Below are 21,395 nucleotides of genomic sequence, written 5' to 3' on the forward strand. Positions count from 1 at the left end.
CGATGACGGCGGCCGTCCGCCCGCCGAGAGCGAGCGCCTCCATGTCGGATCCCTCGGCGCCGAGGGGCGCCGGGCCGACGGAACCGAGCGCCTCGGCGGCGCGGCCGAGCGCGAGCGTGACCATCGAGGCGCCGGCGGAGTCGATCGCCGTCTCGGTGTGCACGCGCTTGCCCACGTGCAGCGCCCGCTGGGCGAGTCGGTGCAGCGTGGTTCCCGCGGCGCCGGATTCGGCGGCCGCCTGGTACGCGGTGCGGATCTGCCCGATGATCTGTTGCTCGCCGACCACGAGGGAATCGAGCCCGGAGGCGACGTTGAAGATGTGCTCGGCCGCCGACTGCGCGTACCGGACGTAGACGGCATCCGCGATGGCGTCGACCGAGAGGCCGGCCTGCGATGCCAGCGCGGCCGTGATGTGTTCCAGGGCCGGGTGGAAGGCCTCGACCTCGGCGTAGACCTCGACGCGGTTACAGGTCGAGACGAGCATCGCTTCCCGGACGGAAGGGGATTCGAGGAGCTGCGCCGTCACTCCGTCCCGTTCGGAGTCCGCGACCGAGACACGCTCGAGGATCGCGACGCTGGCCGAGCTGTAGGACATCCCGACGACGAGCACGCTGCCGCTCACGCGCTCGCCCCCATGCGCGCGGGGGTGGACGAGGGGCCGGTGGGGCCGGACGCGGACGCGAAAGTGTCGCGTGCGAAACTGGGAACAGGAGACGGCGCGGGAGCCTCGCCGGTAACGAATCTCCCGGCGATACCGACACCGGAAGGGGCACGGTGTCCTGCGCGCTGCTTGCTGCCGCGCGGCAGATTCTGCCCGAACTTCACGTGCGACCGTCTCCTTTGGTTACGCCAACGCATGTGGTGTGCATCCAGTAGGCCGCGCCGGACACGCCACCAACAAGAACACCACCCATTAGCAGACACCGGATAGACGGACTCGGGGAGTCCCTCCGGTGGCGCCTGCGAGCCGCGCTCTCGTCGCCTTGTTCTTCGAACACGTTAACCCCAGCCACACCCCGAAACCAAACGCAGAAGCGGCACTTGGTATGGGTTTGCGCTCCGCCTTGCATTGGGCTAGTCCCCCCGCCGCTTCTTTGCGGAATAGGCCCTCACCTGCGGCGTCGCCTAGACTCACCCGACATGGGCCCCATCTTCGATCTCCTGTTGTTCTGTCATCTCCTCGGTCTCGCCGCCGTACTCGGGGGCTTCTTCGTCGCCGCTTACAACCGCGGCGCGTCGAACCCGATCATGCTGTGGGGCGCTCGTCTTCAGCTGATCATCGGGATCGCGTTCTACGCGTATCTCACCTCCGACCCCGATGCCGGCGAGCTCGATCACATGCTGTTCGGGTTCAAGATCTTGGTCGGGCTCGCGGTCGTCGCGCTGTTCGAGGTGGCGACCGCGGGGCAGCGCCGAGCGGGGGTGGACGGCTCGTCTCCCCTGACGGCGAACGGCCGCACCGCCACTCGCACCGCCGTGCCGCGCGCCCTGCTCGTCTACCTGGGTGGCGCGCTCGTGGTGGTCAACGTGATCCTCGGCATGGCGGCGTAGTAGCGCCGTCCGGGGCGCCGCCGCGCGGCGCCCGCTGGGATCCGCCGCCGCGCGGCGGCACACGCTCGGGAACTCCCGGCACCTCCGGAGCCCCGAAAGGCCCTGTGATCGGTATCACATATTTGATACATTCGGCCTTACCCCTGCGGACTACCATCACTGGAGTTGGCCGATGAGCAGCATGTTTCCCGATGCGATCGCAGAAACAGACCCGGAGCGCATCGCGTTCGTAATGGCCGGCAGCGGCGAGGAGGTCACGTACCGCGAACTCACCGAGTCGTCCCGCGCGATCTCTCGCCTGCTCTGGTCGCGCGGACTCCGCCACGGCGACACCGTCGCCATCTTCATGGAGAACCATCGCGCGCTCCTCGAGGTCGCGTGGGCGGCGCAGCGCTCGGGCATGCGCTACGTCGCCATCTCCTCCCGGCTCACCGCGCCGGAGGTCGCGTACATCCTCGGCGATTCCGACACCCGCGCCTTCTTCTGCACCGATGCCCTCGCGGACACCGCTTCCGCGGCCATCGGCGTCATGGGGCCGGATGCGCCGGACATGCCGGTGCGCGCCATCGCGGGGGTAGGGACGGAGGCGTCGCGCTCCGCGGGGTTCGAAACGTTGACGGCGGCCCTCGCCTCCACCCCGGCCGACACGGAAGTCGACGAGCGCGAGGGCGTCGACTTCCTCTATTCCTCGGGGACGACGGGCCGGCCGAAGGGCGTGATGTCGCCGCTCCCGCTCGAACCGCTCGGTGTCCCACCGGTGTTCTATACGATCTTTTACTCGCTGTGGGGCATCGCCGCGGACAGCATTTACCTCTCCCCTGCGCCGCTGTTCCATGCCGCACCGCTGCGCATCACGATGGCGGTGCAGCGCGTCGGCGGAACGTGCATCATCATGGAGCACTTCGATCCGGAGCAGGCCCTCGCGCTGGTCGAGAAGTACCGGGTCACGCACACGCAGATGGTGCCGGCGATGTTCGTGCGGATGCTCAAGCTGCCCGAAGAGGTCCGCCGCCGCTACGCCGTCGACTCGCTGCGCTGTGTCATCCACGCCGCCGCTCCGTGCCCCATCGAGGCGAAGCGCGCGATGATCGACTGGTTCGGCCCCGTGATCGAGGAGTATTATTCGGCGACCGAGGGCTACCTCTTCACCTCCATCACCTCGTCCCAGTGGCTCGAGCATCCGGGCAGCGTGGGCCGGCCGATCGTCGGCGTCCCGCACATCCTCGGCCCCGAGGGCGAGGAGCTGCCAACCGGCGAGGTCGGCCAGATCTGGTCGGAGGACTCCCCCGAGTTCGAGTACAGGAACGCGCCGGAGAAGACCGCGGAGTCGCACGACGAGCGTGGCTGGAGCACGGTCGGAGACATCGGCTACCTCGACGAGGACGGCTACCTCTATATCTCCGACCGCCGCTCGGACCTGATCCTCCGCGGTGGTGTGAACGTCTACCCGCGCGAGGCGGAGGACGCGCTCATCGTCGACCCGCTCGTCGCCGACGCCGCGGTCTTCGGCATCCCCGACGATGAACTCGGCGAGGCCGTGCACGCGGTCGTCGTCCCTGCCAAGGGCGCTGAACCCGGCCCCGAGCTCGAGCGCACCCTCCTCGACCACCTCTACGAACGACTCGCGAAATTCAAGTGCCCCCAGCGGATCGAATTCGCCGATTCCCTACCGCGGCACGCGACCGGCAAGCTCTACAAGCGTCTCCTGCGCGACAAGTACTGGCCCCAGTCCTGACGGCGTAGGCCGCCCACTCCTCGCTAGGTCCCTGTGCACTTCACCACTTCGACCCATCGATGTATCGGGCTCGTAGCGACGAATGAGAGCCCCGGCACCCAAAGGCTTGAGTCAGCTCCGACCGCCATTCCCTGGCCCTGACTACACGGCGTCGGGGCGAATCGGGTGCCAACCGTGCTGTCGCCAAGAGGTGCGACCAACATCGGCCGGTGTAAGGGCGCATCCGATGAAGTCCCGAAACTCCTCAGTAGGTTCCCCGTCGAACTCCCATGACGTCTTGTGCCCCCTGGAGTACGGCTTCTTCTTCCAGGAACGCGCTGTGAAGACCGCCCGCACAACGTTGCCCGCTACGACGAAAATGGGCACGTCCTTCGACTCCCGAGTGTCCGCGCCGACTTTCCAATATTGCTTGGCCGCATCGAAAATCGCCTCGGTAGTCGGCATGCCATCGGGACCTTTCCTGTCCTCTTCTTTGCCTGACAGGAGCCAATTCCACGCTCGATTGATCACGACGATTCCGCCGCGCTCGGGCAGAGGTCGCGGAAGCGGACGAGCGGAATACAGAGCGATGAGCTCGCCGACAGGGGCGGACGAGTTCTCGGTCTTGCTATGTCCCTCGACAACGTTCGTGAGGAACTCGCCGCCTTCGTGCTCCCTCAACGCACGGATCAGCACATGCTCGATGGCCAACGCTTCATCATCCGGATTCTCGCCGGGTTCGATTCGGTGTCGGAGGATCACGTGGTCTACCGCGTTGTCGGCGTCATAGATTTCGTTGATCTTCTCGTTCTTCCTCGACGTCGTCTCCGCCCCGTCATGGCTTGCGATCTCGCCCAGTTCTTGAGAATCAACTGCAGAGGCATTTCCGCGAGCGGCCCAAACATGCTGATAGACCCGTTCACCATTCCCCTTGCCGACATAGAAGATCTTCGACGTCCGAGGATCCCGCAAAGCGTAGACGTACGTCCCAAGCTTCTCCGCTACGCCGGGCGGAAACCGGTTCGGCAATCGCCCTTCGTCCGAATGCTGTTTGGCGTCCACGGGCTCCTCCACTGGGTCAGACATTTCTTCCCCGCCCCTTCCGAGTGCTGTGATTGATTTTTCGTGCAAGGTGTCCAGATGGCATGAAGCCCCGAATACCGCAGATTCAAATTCTCCAAACCAATGGGCGAATTGGTACACGACTAATGGGCTTGCCAGATAGAGCGAACTTACAACGAGTGCGCCGCCCTCGAACGTGAACTCGCAATCCGCATAGCGCCCTAAGTGTTCTACGAGCTCCTCAAGACACTGAGCCTGCGGAATCGGTGACTCGCCGAGACTCGCGGACAAACCGACGCAGTCCACCCCGAGAACGGACAGTCTGATCGCCAATCCAGAACGCCCTGATGCCGAGAAGCTCGAGACGTCAGAGCCTCGGTCCAAATCCTGAATCTCGACGCTTACGGCTCGGCAGACCGCATCCACGAGTTGGCCGTGACTCGAGAAGCAATTCGCATGGATCGCCGCCGGCTCGCTTCGCACGCCTTCCACCAGTCGAGACTCGTGTGGAACATCATCCGGATTCAGGAAGACTGGGTGAGGTACTCCGAAAATCGAGCGGAGAGTTTTCTTGATCAGCTCCGCCAGGTCGAACTCGTCGCCGACCGGCGCTCCATAGTGCCAGTGTGGGACTCCACTCGAACCGCCTTCGGGCGGGTCCCAACCGATGAACATCAATAGGTAGGCCTCACGCCGCCCGAGGCCGTGTTGCCATCTTTCGTCCTCCCAGAGCAGATCTACTTGGTAGAACCCGTCCAAAGGCTCGTTGACGACGACAGATGACACGCGCTCGCCAAGCATGTCGAATTCGAAGATCGCCATCTCGTCCCGCTCGATCGAAGCGATGAGACGCGCCGAGTCGGCGGTAAACGCCGACCACGCCGCGTCGAGTTCCTCGTCGAACTTGTCCGCAGTTTCCATGAGCGAGAATTTATCCACCTGGTACGACATTTCGACTGCGAAAGTTGCGGGGTCTGCGGCAGCAGGCGCCGTCCCTAGCTGCGGACGTCGGCGCGGAGCTCCTCGGTCTCGACCTCCCAGGCCGCGTATTCCTCGCCGTCGAGGAGGACCACGGGGAGGCGGTCGCCGAACTCCATCCGCAGTTCGGCGTCATTCTCGACGTCCACTACCTCGAGCGGGACCGACTCTTCGGCCAGCATGGGCGCGATCTGCTCTCGCACGCGGACGCAAGAGCCGCAACCAGGTCTTGTCAGCAGTATCACGGTGTGCGTGGGAGCCGCGCCGGCGCCGGAGTTCGTGTCGATACGCATGCTGTCTATCGTGCACCACGGCCGACCAGGGCGGCGCTGCGCGGGGCGGCTGCTCCGGCCCCACGACAGGCTCGTCTCACACTTCCCCCGCCCGTCCCGGCTCCGGCGCTCGCGCCATTTCCGGAGCGAAGTCGCCTATCATGGGTGCATCGCGCGGAGCTCTCGCGAATCCGCGCCCTCCATATCCGCGAGCGCAAAGGAGACCCGTCTTGTCTGACGAGGACATGCCCCGCGGTTGGGGGCGGATGATCCCGTCGAAGGCCCGGGTCTTCGGCCTTGCGGTCCGCGCAGCATTCCCCAGAGGTTCCGAGAAGAGCCAGGTGGAAGCAGGCAAGGCCTCGGCCGCCGCCGCGGTGGGCGTCGATCGGCAGGCGCGCTCCTCCGAGGACGTCGAGGCTTTCGGCACGGCGGACGAGGACGCACGGGCCAAGCGCTTCGCAGCGAAGGGCAAGACCCCACCGGAACGCTCGTCACGGGATATCGAGCACGCGGGGATCGTCACGGGAGAGCCGGGGGACGTCGCGGCGCCGGAAGCGGACGCCAGAGCAGAAATTGGCGACGAGACGTCGCGCTCCTCCGAGTCGGCGGCTACACCCCCCACAGCTCCGAACGTCATCAGAGAAAAGGAAGTCGTCGAGCCCGACCCCACAGTGGCCGCGTTCTTCGACGTCGACAACACGCTGATCCAGGGCGCGTCCGTCCTCCTCCTCGCCCGCGGGCTGGCGAAGCACAAGTTCTTCACCTCCGGCGATCTCGCGCGGATGGCGTGGCAGCAGGCGAAATTCCGCGTCTCGGGGCGGGAGTCGATGTCCGATGTGTCTTCCGGGCGCGAGCGGGCGCTCGGCTTCGTCAAGGGGCGCTCCACCGCCGAACTGGACGAGCTGTGCAGGGAAATTTTCGACGAATCGATCACCGATAAGTTCTGGCCCGGCACCAAGGCCCTGGCGCAGATGCACATCGATGCAGGACAGCAGGTCTGGCTCGTGACGGCCACGCCGGTCGAGCTGGCCGCCGTCATCGCCGACAGGTTGGGGTTGACCGGCGCGCTGGGCACGGTCGCCGAGCACGTGGACGGTGTGTACACCGGCCGTCTCGTCGGCGACATCCTGCACGGCCCCGGCAAGGCCTATGCCGTCGACGAGCTCGCGGCGCAGAAGAAATTCGACCTCGAGAAGTGCTACGCGTACTCGGATTCCTCGAACGACCTGCCGATGCTCGAGCTCGTGGGCAACCCGGTGGCGGTCAACCCGGATTCGAAGCTGCGCGACGCCGCGCGAAAGAACGGCTGGCAGATCAAGGACTACCGGACCATGCGTAAGGCCGCGAAGATCGGCCTGCAGGGCACCGCCGCCGCAGCGGCGGCCGGCGGGGCCTTCGCTGTGTGGCGCAGGCGCTAGCCGAAGAAGACGCTTCCGCGCCGCGCGAGGTTCCGGTACAGCGTGTTCTGGATGGTCTCGCGCACCTGGTCGGTGATCTCGAAGACGATCATGGGATCGTCCGCCGCGTCGCGTCCATACTGCGCCGTCTCGATGGGCTTGCCGAACTCCATGATCCACTTGGTCGGCAGCGGCATCGCGCCGAGCAGGCCCATGAGCGGAAACGTCGGTGTGATCGGCATGTACGGCAGGCCGAGTAGACGGGCCAGCGCGGGAACCTCGCCGATCTTCGGGTAGATCTCCTCCGACCCGACGACGGACAGCGGGATGATCGGCGCGCCCGAGGCCACCGCGGTGGAGACGAACCCCCCGCGGCCGAAGCGCTGGAGCCGGTAGCGGTCCCCGAACGGCTTTCCGAGGCCCTTGAAGCCCTCGGGCCACACGGCGACGATCTCGTTGCTCGTGAGCAGCGCCTCGGCATCGGCGGCCGAGGCGAGAGTCGCGCCGACGCGGCGCGCGATCGGCGCGACCACGGGGATGCCCATGGCGAGGTCCGCGGCGAGCATGCGGAGGTTGCGGCCAGCGTAGTCGTGGACGGCGACCATGGTCATCATCCCGTCCATCGGCAGGACGCCGGCGTGGTTGGAGACGATAAGGGCCGAGCCGTCACTCGGAATGTGCTCGGCGCCGATCACCTCGACGCGGAACCACTTCTCGAAGAACGGGCGCCAGATGGGCAGCCAGATCTTTTCCTGGAAGTGCGCATCGAAGCCGAAATCGTCGATCTCATAGCGGCCCGTGAGCCGCGTGGCGAGTACCTCGCCGACCTGCGCGATAGCCTCTGCGAGGCTGTTGAGCAACACCGCCTCGCCCGTGGCGAGCGCGACATCGGCCTTGTCCACGGCCCGCAGGATCGGCTCCATGAGCTCGCTGGCCGCCTTCGGGTCCAGAGCGAGGACGTCGGCGAGGTGCAGGCCGACCTCCTTCGCGGTCGAGACGATCTGCTCCAGGGTTTGCCCGACGGCGCCCGCCGCGGCATCGGAGCGGCTCGTGGTTCCCGTGAACGATTCGCCCACGACCTTCCAGCGCACCTCTTCGTCGGCGTTGCGTGCCCCGAGATCGAACTCCGGTCCGGCCATATGGCTCTACGCCTCCTCGATGTCGTTCGACCGCGATGCGGCCGTGGTCCCCGCCGTGCGCGTCGTAGCCGTGGGCTTCGCACCGGCTGTTTTCGCGCCGGCCGTCTGCGCGCCACGAGTCGCCGCCGCCTTGGCGGGGTTGCGGTTCGGTGCCGGCCACTTCGTGCCCGCCGCAGCACCGCCTTGGCCCGTGCGGGCAGCTGCGGGTTTCGCCCCAGCAGTGACGGCGGACCTCGCATTCCCCCGCCCGCTTCCCGATCCGCCGGTCCTCGCGGCCGGCTTCACCGCTTGCGGTGTAGCGGCAGCGGTCGGCTTGGCCGGGCTAGCAGCAGATCCAGCGCCGCCTCGCCGGGCGGCAGCGCCGTTCCGCTCCGCGCCGCCCGCGACAGCCGCCTCGGCCTTCGGCGGCTCGACCTTGCCCGACTCCACCTTGCCCGGCTCGACCTTCGCCGGTTCCCGGCCCGCCGTGTCGGACTCCGCTAGCTCGGCGAGAACGCGATCGACGCCCTCGAAGACCGCGGGGTGGAGAACCCTCGGCAGCGCGACCGTCGCGGCCCTGACGGCCGCGCGCGCTGACTTCACCGAAACGATGGGCTCGATGCCGCCGTCCTTGATGAACGCCGCAAGAGCCTCGTCCGTGGTGTACTTCGGCTCGAAACCGAACACCTCGCGCATCCGGCGCGTGTCCACTCCCCGCCCGTGGCGCAGATACTGAAGCTGCGCCGAGCCGATGCGGCGCAGCCCATCGCCGGTAAAGAAGCCCGAAGCGACGCGGAACAGCGGAGCGAGCACAGGCACCGGGATGTGCCCGGCACGGCGGATCGCCTGGCAGAGGGTGACCATCCCGTCCCCGGCGATATTGAACGTGCCGCCCGGCCCGCGGCGGGTGGCGAGCACGAGCGCCTCGAGCGCGTCCTGCGGGTGGAGGAGCTGGATGCGCGGGTCGTAACCGGCGAGCACCGGGGACAGCGACGGCTGTATGAGTTCGCCGAAGACAGTGGGCTCGGGCAGGCCGATGATCGCGGGGATCCGGAGGATCGTGACCTCGATGTCCGGGCGCTTCCTGTTGAGCCCTCGGGCGTATCCCTCCACCGAGAGGTAGTCCCGCGGGATGCCGCTACCCGGATTGCGGCGCGCCGCCATGTCCTCGGAGAAGCGCGCGGGATCCATGCCGCTCGAGCCGTACACGCTCGTCGAGGAGAGGAGCACGAAGCGCTTGACCTCATCCGCGCGGCCCACCGCGGCCATCACGTGCATCGAGCCCATGATGTTGCTCTCCTTGACGGCCGCACGGCCGCCCGGGGCGAAATCGTTGTTGTCGAGCCCGACGTGCACGACTGTGTCCACCCCCGCCTCGCGGAGCAGCCCCTGCATTCGTGGGGACTGCGGGTCCACACGGAGGAATTCGGCCTCACCCATGCGGCGACGGAACTGGGCGGACGGCTTGCGCGAATCGATCGCGACGACCTTCTCGATGCCCGGCTCGCGCAGGAGAGCGCCTACGAGATGGGCGCCGAGGTATCGGCTCGCGCCGATGACGGCGACGGCGCGGACGGCATGCCCGTCCCCGCTCGCTCCAACCACCTCTGCCACATTCACCTGGTCGATTGTAGTGAATGCCTTGCCGGGTCCGCGCACTATCCGGCAATCGTCCGGACTTACATTTCGGTGGCCATGCGAACTGGGCGCACCGAGGGCCCACACGAGGCCACGCACCGCACAGGACGCCGGCTCGGAAATACGCCGATGCCCGCACCTCGTGGTGCGGGCATCGAGTAAAGGCGCAGGGCCCACCGGCCTGGCGGTGGCCCTACTTGCCGAGCTTGCGACGCTGAACGCGCGTGCGGCGCAGCATCTTGCGGTGCTTCTTCTTCGACATGCGCTTGCGGCGCTTCTTGATAACGGAACCCATAGACGTTCCTCCTCCTCGTAAGATTCTCGAGCGGCCCGGGCGAGTATGCGGGACGCCTCGGCCGCGGGCCAGCGAGCCCGGCAGCCTTATCGACCCGTCAAGACTACCCAGCGCGCTTCGCCGATAAGAAATCGCGCCCTGGCGGGGCGATCTAGCCGGCGTCGTAAACCGAGGTATCGAGGTACTCGTAGACCGCCTTGGAGTGCACGCGGAACGAGCGTCCCACGCGGACTGCCGGAAGCTCTCCGGAGTGCACGAGCCGGTACACGGTCATCTTGGATACGCGCATGAGCGACGCCACCTCGGCGACGGTGAGAAACTGCGACGCGTTGGACGCACCTGCGCCCGAATCAGCTGGACTCATCTATACCGTTCCTTAACTGCACGCATCGTGCCGCAGGCTTCCCCTCCTGCGGTACTGACACGCGCGTGCTCTGGGAAGAGCCTAGCGTGAAAGGTGTGAATAATGCGACGTGTGTGGGCGAATTTGCACGTGCGCATTCGCCTTTCGGCGCCTCTCAGGAACCTGACCTGCGATTCCTCTGAGAGATTTCCCGCCGAGGAATTCTCGGAAGATCCCAACATATGAGACCGGGGTCCGGCCCGGCGCAACAGTGTTACGTCCAGGTCCGCGCCCCGGCGGGCATCGCGGTGTGGATCGCGATGCCGGGTGGACGGCTGCGAAGGCCTCAGCCCTCGTCGGCGAGCGAGTCGGTCATCCCCTTGCGCACCTCCTCGGCAATGGCCACGGAGCGGTCGTAGCACGCCGTCACGGCCTCGTAGGCGGTGCCGCGGAGGCCGCCCACCTCGAATGCGCGCAGTGCCGCCGCGGTGGTGCCGCCGGGCGAGGTCACGGCACCGCGAAGCGCCGCGGGATCGGCGCCCTCGGCGGCGAGCATCGCCCCTGCGCCCGAGGCGGTGCCGAGCACGAGGGTCTCGGCCGTCTTGCGCGGGAGCCCCTTCTCGACACCGGCGTCGATGAGAGCTTCGGCGAGGAGGAAGAAGTACGCCGGGCCGGATCCGGACAGCGCCGTCACCGCGTCCATCTGTCCTTCCTTGACCTCGACCACGCGCCCCACCGAGCGCATCATCTTGTCGACGATCTCGATGTGCTCGGCGCGGGCGAAGCGGCCCTTGCAGATCGCGGAGGTGCCCTGCCCCACGAGCATCGCCGTGTTCGGCATGACCCGCACGACTGGAGAGCCCGCGGAGAGGCGCGCCTCGATGGCCTCGGTAGGCACGCCGGCCGCCAGGGAGACGACGACCGCCTCGTGGACGCTGTCGGAGATCGATTCGTCGATCCTGTCGATGGCATCGGGCACGTCGTTGGGCTTGACCGCGACGACGATGACGTTGGCGCCCTCGGCTGCGAGGCCGAGCTCGGAGGTCATGATCGAATACCGGGACTTGAGCTCGGCCGCCCGCTTCTCGGACTGCTCGACGACGACGATGTCCTGTTGCGGCCAGCCGCCGTCGAGGAGCCCCGCGATGAGGGCCTCGCCGATCTTGCCACCGCCGATGATCGCAATACGTGTCATGTCCCCACAGTGCCATGCCGCCGCGGCGCCGAGCACCACAGGTGCGGGAAACACGGAGGTGCAGGCGGCGCGGAGGCGCAGTCGGCGGCCCCGACAAAAGTAGAACCGGCGTCGTCCTAGGGGGACGACGCCGGTTCTACGATTCGCTCGGGGCAGAACCCGCTGGGCACGAGGCAGCTAAGTGAGCACCTTGAGCAGCAAGGGCCCGAATGTGACCCCCACGCCCACGAGAACGGCCAGCCCGATCGATACCCAGTCGGCGCCACGACGCAGGACGCGCACGATGGAGACAAGCCCGATGATCACGACGATGGCCAGCGCGAGAGCCACCCACTTGAGGTCGCTCCACAGGAGCTCGAAGGCGACAAAGAGCGCGGCGCCGGCGATGGCCGCCGCGACGACCTGGATCGCGAGGAGCGCCCACTGCGCAAAGCCGCTGCGATGGGGGCGATCGTCCCAGTGGTCCTCGTCGTAGTACTCGTCGCCGTAGTAGCCGTCGTGCTCGGCGTCATGGCCCTGGGTGCCATGACCGTGTGTGTCATGGCCCTGGAGCTCGCGGCCCTGGGCATCGCGGCCCGAGCGCTCGGCCCCGTCCGCACCGACCTTCGGCATGACGCCAGTCGCCGTATTCGCCTTGTCCCCGCCGGTCTCCACGCGCGACGTCGAGGGGTCGGCAGCGGACTTGTCGCCGTGGTGGCCGCGGCCCGCGGCGTATGCCGCAGCTCCCGCCCCCGCGGCGCCGACGCCGGCTGCTCCGGCCACGGCAGCGGTCTTCGCGCCCCGGTGATCGCCGGAGCCCGTTCCCTGCTGCGCGGCCTTGCCGGACTGCTTGGCGGCAGCGTTGCCGTGCTTCCCCTGGTTGCCCTGCTGCGCGCCGGCCGGCGCCTGGCCCTGCTGCGCACCGTTGGCGGCGCCGCGACCCTTGACCGCATCCTGCGGGACGTTGACCTTGGGAAGCGGCCCCGTCGACGAACCCGCCCCGGAGGGACGGCCGAAGATATCCGTGGTGGGCGCGTTCGAGCCGGCGGGCGGGGTCTGCGAGACCTGGCCGCCGTCGAACGGGGACTTCTGCTGCTGCGCCCGCTGGTTCTGACCCTGCGCGCTCTTCGGCTGCGCGGGCTGCGACTGCTGCGTCCCACGCGAAGCTGCGGCGCCGGCCGCACCCGCGGCCGCAGCGGTTCCTGCGGCTGCCGTGCCCGCGGCGGCGGCACCGGCACCGGACTTACCGGTGTTCGGCTGCGCGGCGCCCGTGCTCGGCTTCGGCGGCATCGGGGTTTTGGTGGAACCGTTGGCCGGGGTGCCGTCGGCGGGGCGGGTCGTCCGCGGGCGCGGGGCGATCCGCGGCTCGGCGGGAGCCGACTTCGCGGGATCCTGCCGCGCGCTCGGAGCCTGGAAACCCTGTGCCTGCGTCGCCTGCTGCTGTGCAGCTTGCTGCTGTGCACCAGATGCCTGCGCACCCGCCGAGGGGGCCGACGCGCCGGCGGCGTTTGCGCCGCCGCCGGTCTGCTGCCGCTTTTGGGCGGGAGCCTGGGGAGCAGAGGGCGCGGACGGCGCCGCGGGGGCTGCCTGCGCCGTCGGGGAGGTAGTGGGCTGCTCTTCCTCACGCGCACGGCGACGTGCCGCTCGGCCGGAGACGGGCTGACCATCCGCGCCGACGCGCGGGTTCGATCCCGTGAGTTCGGAGACGCTCACGCCCGTGCCCTCGGCACGGCGGTGACGGTGGGAGCTGTGGGGGGCGGACTGCGAGGCCCCGTCGCCACCACGGGAGCTCGACGCGCCGGAGCCACCCTGCTCGGTCTCCGAGCCCTGGCCCATGCGCTTGAGCAGTTCGGCTACCGAGATCGACTCCTCCGAGCCGCCTCCTCGCCGTGACTGTTCCCTGGATGCCACGTCAGCTCCCCTTTCCGTCCCGGCCGTCGTTGTGGTCCAGCCTCTGGAGGATTAGACCCTCTCTCAGGGCCCACGGACAAATCTTTACCGACTCTAACCCTAAAGCCCTCATGGAGGCTTCCGCGACCAGTGCCCCCGCGACGATTTGATACGAACGATCGGAGCTGATGCCCTCGAGCTCGGCGCGGTCGGACGCCGTCATCCGGGAGATAAAGGCGATGACCTGACGCAGGCCCGCCGCCGTGAGCTGCCTCTCGACCCGTGGGCCCGCAGAGTTCGGCGCCGCGCCGGTGAGGCGGGCGAGCATGCGAAACGTCTTCGAGGTGGCGCACGCGAGGTCCGGCGTACCGAGCTGGCGGATCTCCGCGGCCGGCCCGGCGAGCTCGGCATCGATGTAGTCGCGCAGCGCATTGATGCGCTTGCGCTCGGGCGGATCCGTGGGGAACCAATCGTGCGTGAGCCGGCCCGCGCCGAGCTGGAGTGAGAAAGCTGTCTCCGGGCTCTCGTCCGGCCCGGCGGTGAGCTCGAGGGAGCCGCCGCCGATATCGAGATTGACGATCGTCCCTGCCGACCAGCCGTACCAGCGGCGGGCAGCGAGGAAGGTCATCTTCGCCTCGTCGACGCCGGAGAGGACACGCAGGCGCACCCCCGTCGACTTCTCGACGGCGTCGAGCACGTCGTCGGAATTGTTCGCATCGCGCACCGCGGAGGTGGCGAACGCCATGACCTCCTCGCACTTCGTGGCGCGCGCGATCTCAGCGGCCTCGGCCACCGCATCACTCAACTTCCGCACGCCGAGATCCGAGATCCGGTTGTCGGCATCCAGGTATTGGATGAGACGCACCGCGCTCTTCGAATCACTCATCGGTGTGGGGTGGCCGCCCGCGTGGGCATCGACCACCACCATATGCACCGTATTGCTGCCGACATCCAGGACACCCAGTCTCACGCCTACACCGTATAACGGGCTACCGTTGCAAGGCGTGACCAGTACTTCCAGGCGCAGCGGTGGGCGCTCCACCGGACCGGCAGGCGCGCAGCGAGATCCCGAGCCGGAGGTGGGGCTCGATTTCCCGCGCGAGTGGTATTCCTTCGACCATCCGGACGAGGAAGACCACGTCGTGACTGTCGATATGACCTGGCTGCTCTCCCATTGGACTTGCGTCTTCGGCACCCCCGCCTGCCACGGCATCGTGGCCAACCAACCCGATTCGGGCTGCTGCACGCATGGCGCCTTCCTCACCGACGGCGAGGACAGGGAACGGCTCGCCGCGAACGTCGCGCTCCTCGCCGACGGCGAATGGCAGCACGCCGCGGACGCGGAGGCCTATGCGCGAACCCGCACTCCCGCGTCACTCGAGAAGGGCATCGAGCCGTGGCTCGAGGAGGACGAGCTCGATGACGAGCCCGCGCTGCGCACGCGCCGCTACAACGGGCGCTGCGTGTTCTTCAATGACGTCGGCTGGCCCTCGGGGTCGGGATGCGCGCTGCACCACATGGCGCTTCGGCTCGAGCGGACGCTGCCCGAGTCGAAGCCCGAGGTGTGCTGGCAGCTGCCGATCCGGCGGACGCAGGAATGGGAGACGCGCGCCGACGACGTCGAGGTGCTGCACACGCGCATCGAGGAATACGACCGCCGCGGCTGGGGCCCCGGCGGCCTCGATCTCGACTGGTACTGCACGGGCTCGCCCGAGGCGCACGTCGGGGCCGAGCCGGTGTTCGAATCGCTCTCCGACGAGCTCCGCGAGCTCATCGGAGATGCGGCTTACGAGATCGTGGCAGCGGCGTGCCGGCGAAGGCAGCAGCTCGGGCTCGTCGCCGTGCACCCCGCGACCGAGCGGGCCGAGGAGATGGCGGCGCGGAAGCAGAAGTAGCGACCTCGCTCGGCTACGCCGCCCCGCCGTCGAACTTGTAGCCCAGGCCGCGCACGGTGATGATGTGCTGCGGGCTGCCCGGGTCGGCCTCGAGCTTGGAGCGCAGGCGCTTGACGTGCACGTCGAGCGTCTTCGTGTCGCCGACGTAGTCCGAACCCCACACGCGGTCGATGAGCTGCCCACGCGTGAGCACGCGGCCGGAATTGCGCAGAAGGTACTCGAGGAGGTCGAACTCCTTGAGCGGCAGCGTGATCGTCTCGCCGCGCACTTCGACGGTGTGGCGCTCGATGTCCATTCGCACGGGCCCCGACTGGAGCACGGAGCTGTCGTCGACGAGCTCCTCGGTCTCGTCTCCGTTACCGCGGCGCAGCACGGCCCGGATGCGGGCCGTGAGCTCCCGAGCGGAATACGGCTTGGTTACGTAATCGTCCGCACCCAGCTCGAGGCCGACGACCTTGTCGATCTCACTGTCGCGGGCGGTAACCATGATGACCGGCACCGAGGACACGGCGCGCAGCCGCTTGCATACGTCCGTGCCGCTCATTCCGGGGAGCATGAGGTCGAGGAGGACGATATCCGCGCCGTCCGCATCGAACTGCTGGAGGGCGCTCGGGCCGTCGGCGGCGACGGCCGTCTCGAACCCCTCCTTACGGAGCAGGAAGGCCAACGGATCGGCGAGCGATTCCTCGTCCTCGACGATGAGTACTCGGGTCATTTTTCTTCCTTTCCTGGACCCAGTCCGGCGGCTGCCGCGCCGAGGCGCTCGCCGACCGTTTCGGTAGCGGACTCCGCGGCGACCCGCGGGAGTTCGATGGTGAAGGTCGAGCCCATCTCTGGTCTGCTCCACAGTTTGACGACGCCGTTGTGGTTCTGCACGACGTGCTTGACGATCGCCAGTCCGAGACCGGTGCCGCCCGTCGCCCGGGACCGCGCCTTGTCGACGCGGAAGAACCGCTCGAAGACACGCCCCTGGTGCTCAGGCGCGATGCCGATGCCGTGGTCGGTAACCCGGATGCGCACGACGTCGTCGTCTGCCGAGCGGGTGACCACCACCGGCGTGCCCGCCGGCGAGTAATTGATCGCGTTGGACACGAGGTTGGACAGCGCAGTGACGAGCAGGGTCCGATCGCCCATGACCTCGAGGCCCGAGCGGTCATCCACCGTCAGCTCGATATCGTGCGCCTCCGCCGTGGCCGCCGTGCGGCGGGTCGCCTCGTCGATGATCTCGTCGATCGACGTGGGCTCGAGGTTGCGCAGCTTCTCCGCACCCTGGAGGCGGGAGAGCTCGATGAGCTCGGTGACCATCGCGCCGAGGCGCTGTGCCTCGTCGCGCACGCGCGTGCCGAAGTAGCGGACCGAATCCGGGTCGTCGCCGGACTCGAGGAGCGCTTCGGCGAGGACGCTCATCGCTCCGACCGGGGTCTTGAGCTCGTGGGAGACGTTGGCGACGAAGTCCCGGCGCGCGGCCTCCATGCGGCGCTGCTCGGAATCGTCGTCGGCGAAGATGAGGACGAACTTCTGGTCCTGGCCCTTGAGGAACACCGTGCGCCCTGCGACCGACGGCAGCCGATGGCCGCCTCGGGAGTGCGCGGCGAGGTAGAAGCGTTGCTCCTCGCCCGTACGGAAGCTCTCCTGGACGGTGTCCCACACTTCGTCGAGCACCCGGTGGTTGGTGACGATGTCGAGCTCATCCGCCCGATCGTTCGCGAGGATGAGGTCTTCGAACCTGTCGACCACCGCGAGCGCGATCGGGGCCTGCTGCATCGCTCCGTAGAGAACCTCGCCCTTGGAGAGCACGAACTCCCGGGCCTCCCGCGCGTCCGCGCCGGGGAGCAGTCCGCCGCGCCGCGGGACGCGACGGCCCACGAGGACACCGATCCCGAGGAACACGAGGGCGACCACGACCAGGAGCCCGACGGAGACGATGACGTTCACGAGACCCAAATCTACAACCAGGCAAGCCCGGCACAAACGCGGACGACTCCAGTTAACCGGAGGGGTCGGGGCGCGCCATGAAGAGTTAACCGGGGGTTCACCCTTGGGCTTCGGCGGGGCGCGGCTGGGTTGGGCGACAAGGCAGCGCATACGGCCCGGTCGTCTGCCCGGCCCGGTCGTCTGCCCGGCCAGCCCGGCCAGGTCGTCCTCGCGCGCGGCTTTGCCTTCGTCCCGCCCGGCCCAGCTCTCCATGCACTTTCCGTCGATTTCGCCGCCGATCGGGCCGGAAATCGACAGAAAGTGCTTCCTTCAGCAGGAAGTGCATGTTCCCGGCAGCCCACCCGGACCCGAGCAGTTTCCCTATCCTGGGCGTATGGCCGATATCTACACCACCGCGTCCCTCAACCCGTCCAAGCCCGAAGCCATCGCCGCAGCCCTCCGGTCCTCCGGAGTCGCCCCACATGCGTCGACCGACTCCTTCACCCAGCTCGCCTCGTACCGATTCGACGACCCCGCAGGCGGGGTCGGCATGGAAATCCACATCGTTCGTGACGACGAAGGCCGGATACTCCAGGTGCCCCTCACCTACCGCGGCGCGCCGCTCGACCAGGCAGTGAGCCCGGTTGTCGAAATGGACCACTCCATCCTCGGCCGCCGGTGGGTGTACCTCGGGCTCGAGGACCCGGTGTTCCGCACGGAGCTCGCCCGCACTATCGCCGTGGCCGGGAGCGGCGCCGAGTTCATCGACGCCGAGAGCGGCAACGAGCTGGACGCTCCCGTCGCCGCCGTCCGCGGAACGGGTATCGCCGGCGGCGAGGCGCCGTCCGAGGCCGCGCTTGCAGACCTCGCCGAGCGCCTCGTGCTGCGATCGGTCCTCGTCGATGCCGATGGAAATGCCGCGGGAGACAACGCTGCCGGCGATGGCAATGCGCCGGCCGCCGGCGAGCTGCTCGGCACCTGGCCGGGGCACGAGGGCGGCGAGGTCCAGTTCGCGGCGATTCCGGCCTAGGTACTGCCGGGGCGCTCCGCCGTCATCCTCCTGCCGGCGGTACGTCGCGGGGCGACATCGCCGACCAAGTCGCTACCTGCGGCCGAAAAAGGCGGCGCGACCGGAGCCCCAATGCTCCAGGCGCGCCGCCCGCGGAATCCGTCGTTCCTACTTGCCGTTGCCCTGGTTGGCCACCGCAGCGGCGCCGGCCTCCGCAGCCGCCGGGTCGAGGTAAGTTCCGCCGGGGTTGGCGACCTCGCCGGTCTCGGTGAACTCGTAGACCAGCGGAATTCCCGTGGGGATATTGAGCCCCGCGATGTCCTCGTCGGAGATCGCGTCGAGGTGCTTGACCAGCGCGCGCAGCGAGTTGCCGTGCGCGGCGACCATGACGGTCTCGCCGGCCGCGACGCGCGGCGCGATCTCGGCCTCGTAGTACGGCACGAAGCGGTTGACCACGTCGAGCAGGCACTCGGTGAGCGGCACCTCGTCGAGATTCGCGTAGCGCGGGTCGCCGGCCTGCGAGTACTTATCGTCCGATGCGATCTCGGGCGGCGGGGTGTCGTACGAGCGGCGCCACAGCATGAACTGCTCGTCGCCGTACTGCTCCTTGATCTCGGCCTTGTCGAGCCCCTGGAGCTTGCCGTAGTGGCGCTCGTTGAGGCGCCAGTCGCGCACAACGGGAATCCAGTGGCGGTCGGCGACATCGAGCGCGATGTTGGCGGTGGTGATCGCGCGGCGCAGCAGCGAGGTGAAAAGCACGTCCGGGAGGACGCCCTTCTCTACGAGCAACGCGCCGGCGCGCTCGGCCTCTGCGCGGCCCTGGTCCGTGAGATTGACATCGACCCAGCCAGTGAACTGGTTCGACGCATTCCATTCGCTCTGTCCGTGCCGCACGAGCACGAGTTTTCCGTAAGACATGCGGCCATTATGGACCATGCGAGCCCAGCAACGATGCCCGGCGGTGCGACTATTTCTCGCCGGTGTCCGCGTCTTCGCCCGGTGCCCCGGTCTCAGCCTCCGATGCTTCGACCTCGCCCCCGGGCGTTCCGGCATCCGCCACCGCATCCGCGGCCGCGCGATCCGCCGGCGTCTCCCCCGGCAGCAGCTTTCCGCTCGCGTTCTCCTCGGGCATCCCGTTCTTGCCGGGCTGCTCGAGATCCGAGGTGAGGTGCCGGAACGCGTAGAGGTTCGCGAGCGGCTCACCGTTCTTGACCCGCCACGACCACTCCCGGCGGATCGAGGAATGGAACCCCATCTCGAGGAGCTTGTTGAAGTCGAAATCCGCCGCCTCGAGGATCCCCCCAAGGACGCGATCGAGCTGCGTCTCGTCGATGCCGCCGGCGGGCAGCCAGCCCACGAGATAGATGTCGCCGTTGTTGTCGGTCGTGTACGCGACCGCATAGAGGTGCCGGTTCCGCCGCAGCAGGTAGTCGTAGACCTTGAGGAAGTCCTCGTCCGGCTTGCGGCAAATAAACGACTCGATCCGCACGGCGTCGGCGCCCACGTGGAGGTGCACGGCCGTCTTGAGCCGCTTCTCCCCCGGTAGGTTGACGACGAACGTCCGCCCATCGAGGAGCTGCGATTCGATCTGCCTGTCGACGAGGAAGGACTCGATGTTCTCGAGCACCTCGGGGTTGGGTGTGCCCTGCTTCGGTGACGATTCGCTCATGCCAACTCCTTCGCGTTCGTGGTCGATCCGGCCTGTGTCGATCCGGCCCTTGCCGATCCATCCTCGGTGGACCCGTCCTCGGCCGTTCCCGCCGCGGGCGAACCCTCCATTTCCGAATCCGCCCCGGCGTACGTGGACAGCAGTGCCGCGGCCGTGGAGTCCCAACTGAACCGCCGCGCCCGCTCGGGGGCGCGCAGCGACATGGCGACGCGCCTCGCGTCCTCGTCGAGCAGTTCTCGCAGCCGCTGTGCCCACATGTCGGTGTCGTGACCGTCGATCAGCGTGCCCGTCTCTCCTTCGGCCACTGCGATGGACAGCCCACCGACGTTGGCGGCGACGACCGGCGTGCCGCACGCCTGCGCTTCGAGCGCGACGAGCCCAAAGGACTCCGAGTACGAGGGCACCGCGACGATATCGGCGGCCCGGTAGACCTCCACGAGGTCCTGCGGCGGGCGCGGCGGGAGGAAGGTGACGAGATGCTCAACGCCGAGCTCGCGGGCGAGCCCGCGCAGGTCCATCGCCCCGATCCCGTTGCCCGATTCCCCTCCGACGATGACGAGCCGGTACGGCGTGATGTGGCTGCGCACGAGGTTCCGGCACGCCCCCGCGGCCGCGCCGGCCCCGGACTCCAGACCTCCCTCTACATCCGCAGAGTCCATCGAGTCCCGGACCATCTGCGCGAAGGCACGCAGCAGGACATCCGGCGCCTTGAGCGGCTGGATCCGCCCGACGAACGCGACCACCTTGGCCCCGTGCGGGATGCCGAGACGGCGCCGGGCGAGCTCGGTGCCGCGCGGATCCCCCGGGGAATAGCAGGCCAGGTCGCTCCCCGGGGTGATCACGTCCACGCGCTCCGGCGACGCATCGTAGAAACGGACGAGATCGTCCTTCTCCCTCTCGGTGTTGACCACCGTGCGATCTGCGTGGTCCACGACGTACTGCTCGCCCTGGATCCGGTACTCGGGCTCCGGCGAATCCCCCTCCGCGAGGAACGTGTTCTTGACGGCGGCCAACGTGTGCGGCGTATGGAGCAGCGGAATACCCCAGACCTGGGCGAGAACGGTCCCGGCCTGCCCGGAGATCCAATAGTGGGAATGGACCACGTCGAACGGCGCCGCCCCTTCGCGATCCTCTGCGTCGACGAGTCGCAAAACCTCGGCGATGAACGGCGCGAGGTGGACGGGCAGCACGGAACGATCGAGCACCTCGAGTGGTCCCGCGACCACGTGGTGGACGCGGACGCCCGACGCGATCTCCACGACCTCCGGCTGCGAGGCCGAGGTGGCGCGCGTGAAGATCTCGACTTCCGCGCCCTGCTCGGCCAGCGCCCGCGCCGTGTTGAGCACGTAGACGTTGAGCCCGCCGGCATCGCCGACGCCGGGCTGCTCGAGCGGGGAGGTGTGGACGCTGACCACCGCGACACGCACGGGCGCACCGCCGACAGGCACCATCGCCCCGCCCTGGGCAGCGCTCGAC

At 68.1% G+C, this 21,395-nt stretch carries 19 protein-coding genes and 1 pseudogene; 5 read left to right on the plus strand and 15 right to left on the minus strand.

The genetic code is table 11. The features are described from left to right. Nucleotides 1-622, minus strand: a pseudogene (locus V7E05_RS05730) (glutamyl-tRNA reductase); the annotation flags it as partial. 518 nt (nucleotides 623-1,140) lie between these two features. On the opposite strand from V7E05_RS05730, the gene V7E05_RS05735 reads away from it, so the two are divergent. Continuing rightward, nucleotides 1,141-1,551: a hypothetical protein gene (locus V7E05_RS05735; protein WP_333618714.1), complete on the plus strand. Its 411-nt coding sequence runs from the start codon at nucleotides 1,141-1,143 to the stop codon at nucleotides 1,549-1,551. Between the two features lie 172 nt (nucleotides 1,552-1,723). Further along, nucleotides 1,724-3,286: an AMP-binding protein gene (locus tag V7E05_RS05740; protein ID WP_333618715.1), complete on the plus strand. Its 1,563-nt coding sequence runs from the start codon at nucleotides 1,724-1,726 to the stop codon at nucleotides 3,284-3,286. A 141-nt stretch (nucleotides 3,287-3,427) separates the two neighbouring features. On the opposite strand, the gene V7E05_RS05745 is transcribed toward V7E05_RS05740, so the two are convergent. Together V7E05_RS05745 and V7E05_RS05750 are read right to left on the minus strand one after the other, a co-directional pair. Then, nucleotides 3,428-5,248 carry an LEM-3-like GIY-YIG domain-containing protein gene (locus V7E05_RS05745; RefSeq protein WP_333618716.1) on the minus strand — a complete coding sequence of 607 codons (1,821 nt, stop codon included), beginning with the start codon at nucleotides 5,246-5,248 and terminating at the stop codon, nucleotides 3,428-3,430. A gap of 74 nt (nucleotides 5,249-5,322) precedes the next feature. Then, nucleotides 5,323-5,598, minus strand: coding sequence for a glutaredoxin family protein (locus tag V7E05_RS05750; RefSeq protein ID WP_333618717.1), 276 nt, complete (start codon nucleotides 5,596-5,598; stop codon nucleotides 5,323-5,325). Between the two features lie 209 nt (nucleotides 5,599-5,807). Between V7E05_RS05750 and V7E05_RS05755 the strand changes: the two genes are divergently transcribed. After that, complete coding sequence (locus V7E05_RS05755) at nucleotides 5,808-6,995, plus strand: HAD family hydrolase (protein ID WP_333618718.1); 1,188 nt, start codon at nucleotides 5,808-5,810, stop codon at nucleotides 6,993-6,995. Here V7E05_RS05755 and V7E05_RS05760 read toward each other — a convergent pair. The 7 genes from V7E05_RS05760 to V7E05_RS05790 form a co-directional block, all read right to left on the minus strand. Further along, on the minus strand, nucleotides 6,992-8,113 hold the full coding sequence (locus V7E05_RS05760; protein ID WP_333618719.1) for a lysophospholipid acyltransferase family protein: 1,122 nt from the start codon (nucleotides 8,111-8,113) through the stop codon (nucleotides 6,992-6,994). The genes V7E05_RS05755 and V7E05_RS05760 overlap by 4 nt on opposite strands. Before the next feature lie 6 nt (nucleotides 8,114-8,119). Then, the gene (locus tag V7E05_RS05765) at nucleotides 8,120-9,706 is read right to left on the minus strand and encodes an NAD-dependent epimerase/dehydratase family protein (RefSeq protein WP_333618720.1); all 1,587 of its coding nucleotides are present in this window, start codon (nucleotides 9,704-9,706) and stop codon (nucleotides 8,120-8,122) included. 217 nt (nucleotides 9,707-9,923) lie between these two features. Then, on the minus strand, nucleotides 9,924-10,025 hold the full coding sequence (locus V7E05_RS05770; RefSeq protein ID WP_003855542.1) for a 30S ribosomal protein bS22: 102 nt from the start codon (nucleotides 10,023-10,025) through the stop codon (nucleotides 9,924-9,926). Between the two features lie 151 nt (nucleotides 10,026-10,176). Continuing rightward, entirely contained in the window at nucleotides 10,177-10,389 is a 213-nt protein-coding gene (locus tag V7E05_RS05775) for a helix-turn-helix domain-containing protein (RefSeq protein WP_333618721.1), read from the minus strand. A gap of 325 nt (nucleotides 10,390-10,714) precedes the next feature. Further along, nucleotides 10,715-11,563: a pyrroline-5-carboxylate reductase gene (gene proC, locus V7E05_RS05780; RefSeq protein ID WP_333618722.1), complete on the minus strand. Its 849-nt coding sequence runs from the start codon at nucleotides 11,561-11,563 to the stop codon at nucleotides 10,715-10,717. A gap of 177 nt (nucleotides 11,564-11,740) precedes the next feature. Beyond that, nucleotides 11,741-13,453: a hypothetical protein gene (locus tag V7E05_RS05785; RefSeq protein ID WP_333618723.1), complete on the minus strand. Its 1,713-nt coding sequence runs from the start codon at nucleotides 13,451-13,453 to the stop codon at nucleotides 11,741-11,743. A 1-nt stretch (nucleotide 13,454) separates the two neighbouring features. Further along, nucleotides 13,455-14,402 carry a Ppx/GppA phosphatase family protein gene (locus tag V7E05_RS05790; RefSeq protein ID WP_333618724.1) on the minus strand — a complete coding sequence of 316 codons (948 nt, stop codon included), beginning with the start codon at nucleotides 14,400-14,402 and terminating at the stop codon, nucleotides 13,455-13,457. A gap of 34 nt (nucleotides 14,403-14,436) precedes the next feature. Here V7E05_RS05790 and V7E05_RS05795 point away from each other — a divergent pair, with 34 nt between their 5' ends. Further along, complete coding sequence (locus V7E05_RS05795; protein ID WP_442891615.1) at nucleotides 14,437-15,327, plus strand: hypothetical protein; 891 nt, start codon at nucleotides 14,437-14,439, stop codon at nucleotides 15,325-15,327. A gap of 13 nt (nucleotides 15,328-15,340) precedes the next feature. Here V7E05_RS05795 and V7E05_RS05800 read toward each other — a convergent pair whose 3' ends face one another. Then, nucleotides 15,341-16,042, minus strand: a complete 702-nt coding sequence (locus tag V7E05_RS05800) for a response regulator transcription factor (protein WP_333618725.1) — start codon at nucleotides 16,040-16,042, stop codon at nucleotides 15,341-15,343. Next, complete coding sequence (locus V7E05_RS05805) at nucleotides 16,039-17,262, minus strand: sensor histidine kinase (protein ID WP_333618726.1); 1,224 nt, start codon at nucleotides 17,260-17,262, stop codon at nucleotides 16,039-16,041. The genes V7E05_RS05800 and V7E05_RS05805 overlap by 4 nt, the downstream gene beginning before the upstream one ends. Before the next feature lie 373 nt (nucleotides 17,263-17,635). Between V7E05_RS05805 and V7E05_RS05810 the strand changes: the two genes are divergently transcribed. Further along, on the plus strand, nucleotides 17,636-18,271 hold the full coding sequence (locus tag V7E05_RS05810) for a maltokinase N-terminal cap-like domain-containing protein (protein ID WP_333618727.1): 636 nt from the start codon (nucleotides 17,636-17,638) through the stop codon (nucleotides 18,269-18,271). A gap of 147 nt (nucleotides 18,272-18,418) precedes the next feature. Here the strand turns inward: V7E05_RS05810 and V7E05_RS05815 are convergent, their stop codons facing one another. From V7E05_RS05815 to V7E05_RS05825, 3 genes are read right to left on the minus strand one after another with little or no spacing between them, the layout of a single operon-like run. Then, complete coding sequence (locus V7E05_RS05815) at nucleotides 18,419-19,168, minus strand: phosphoglyceromutase (RefSeq protein ID WP_333618728.1); 750 nt, start codon at nucleotides 19,166-19,168, stop codon at nucleotides 18,419-18,421. A gap of 49 nt (nucleotides 19,169-19,217) precedes the next feature. Then, entirely contained in the window at nucleotides 19,218-19,919 is a 702-nt protein-coding gene (locus V7E05_RS05820; RefSeq protein WP_333618729.1) for a YbjN domain-containing protein, read from the minus strand. Continuing rightward, nucleotides 19,916-21,346, minus strand: a complete 1,431-nt coding sequence (locus tag V7E05_RS05825) for a glycosyltransferase (RefSeq protein ID WP_333618742.1) — start codon at nucleotides 21,344-21,346, stop codon at nucleotides 19,916-19,918. The genes V7E05_RS05820 and V7E05_RS05825 overlap by 4 nt, the downstream gene beginning before the upstream one ends. Nucleotides 21,347-21,395 lie beyond the last annotated feature (49 nt).

The sequence above is a fragment of the Dietzia sp. genome, from assembly GCF_036741115.1.
GTDB lineage: Bacteria > Actinomycetota > Actinomycetes > Mycobacteriales > Mycobacteriaceae > Dietzia.

What these genes read in the sequence shown, in the direction of transcription:
- V7E05_RS05735 (WP_333618714.1), top strand. Translation starts at nt 1,141, where the DNA reads ATGGGCCCCATCTTCGATCTCCTGTTGTTCTGTCATCTCCTCGGTCTC.
- V7E05_RS05740 (WP_333618715.1), top strand. Translation starts at nt 1,724, where the DNA reads ATGAGCAGCATGTTTCCCGATGCGATCGCAGAAACAGACCCGGAGCGC.
- V7E05_RS05745 (WP_333618716.1), bottom strand. Translation starts at nt 5,248, where the DNA reads ATGGAAACTGCGGACAAGTTCGACGAGGAACTCGACGCGGCGTGGTCG.
- V7E05_RS05750 (WP_333618717.1), bottom strand. Translation starts at nt 5,598, where the DNA reads ATGCGTATCGACACGAACTCCGGCGCCGGCGCGGCTCCCACGCACACC.
- V7E05_RS05760 (WP_333618719.1), bottom strand. Translation starts at nt 8,113, where the DNA reads ATGGCCGGACCGGAGTTCGATCTCGGGGCACGCAACGCCGACGAAGAG.
- V7E05_RS05770 (WP_003855542.1), bottom strand. Translation starts at nt 10,025, where the DNA reads ATGGGTTCCGTTATCAAGAAGCGCCGCAAGCGCATGTCGAAGAAGAAG.
- V7E05_RS05775 (WP_333618721.1), bottom strand. Translation starts at nt 10,389, where the DNA reads ATGAGTCCAGCTGATTCGGGCGCAGGTGCGTCCAACGCGTCGCAGTTT.
- proC (WP_333618722.1), bottom strand. Translation starts at nt 11,563, where the DNA reads ATGACACGTATTGCGATCATCGGCGGTGGCAAGATCGGCGAGGCCCTC.
- V7E05_RS05800 (WP_333618725.1), bottom strand. Translation starts at nt 16,042, where the DNA reads ATGACCCGAGTACTCATCGTCGAGGACGAGGAATCGCTCGCCGATCCG.
- V7E05_RS05810 (WP_333618727.1), top strand. Translation starts at nt 17,636, where the DNA reads ATGGCCGATATCTACACCACCGCGTCCCTCAACCCGTCCAAGCCCGAA.
- V7E05_RS05815 (WP_333618728.1), bottom strand. Translation starts at nt 19,168, where the DNA reads ATGTCTTACGGAAAACTCGTGCTCGTGCGGCACGGACAGAGCGAATGG.
- V7E05_RS05820 (WP_333618729.1), bottom strand. Translation starts at nt 19,919, where the DNA reads ATGAGCGAATCGTCACCGAAGCAGGGCACACCCAACCCCGAGGTGCTC.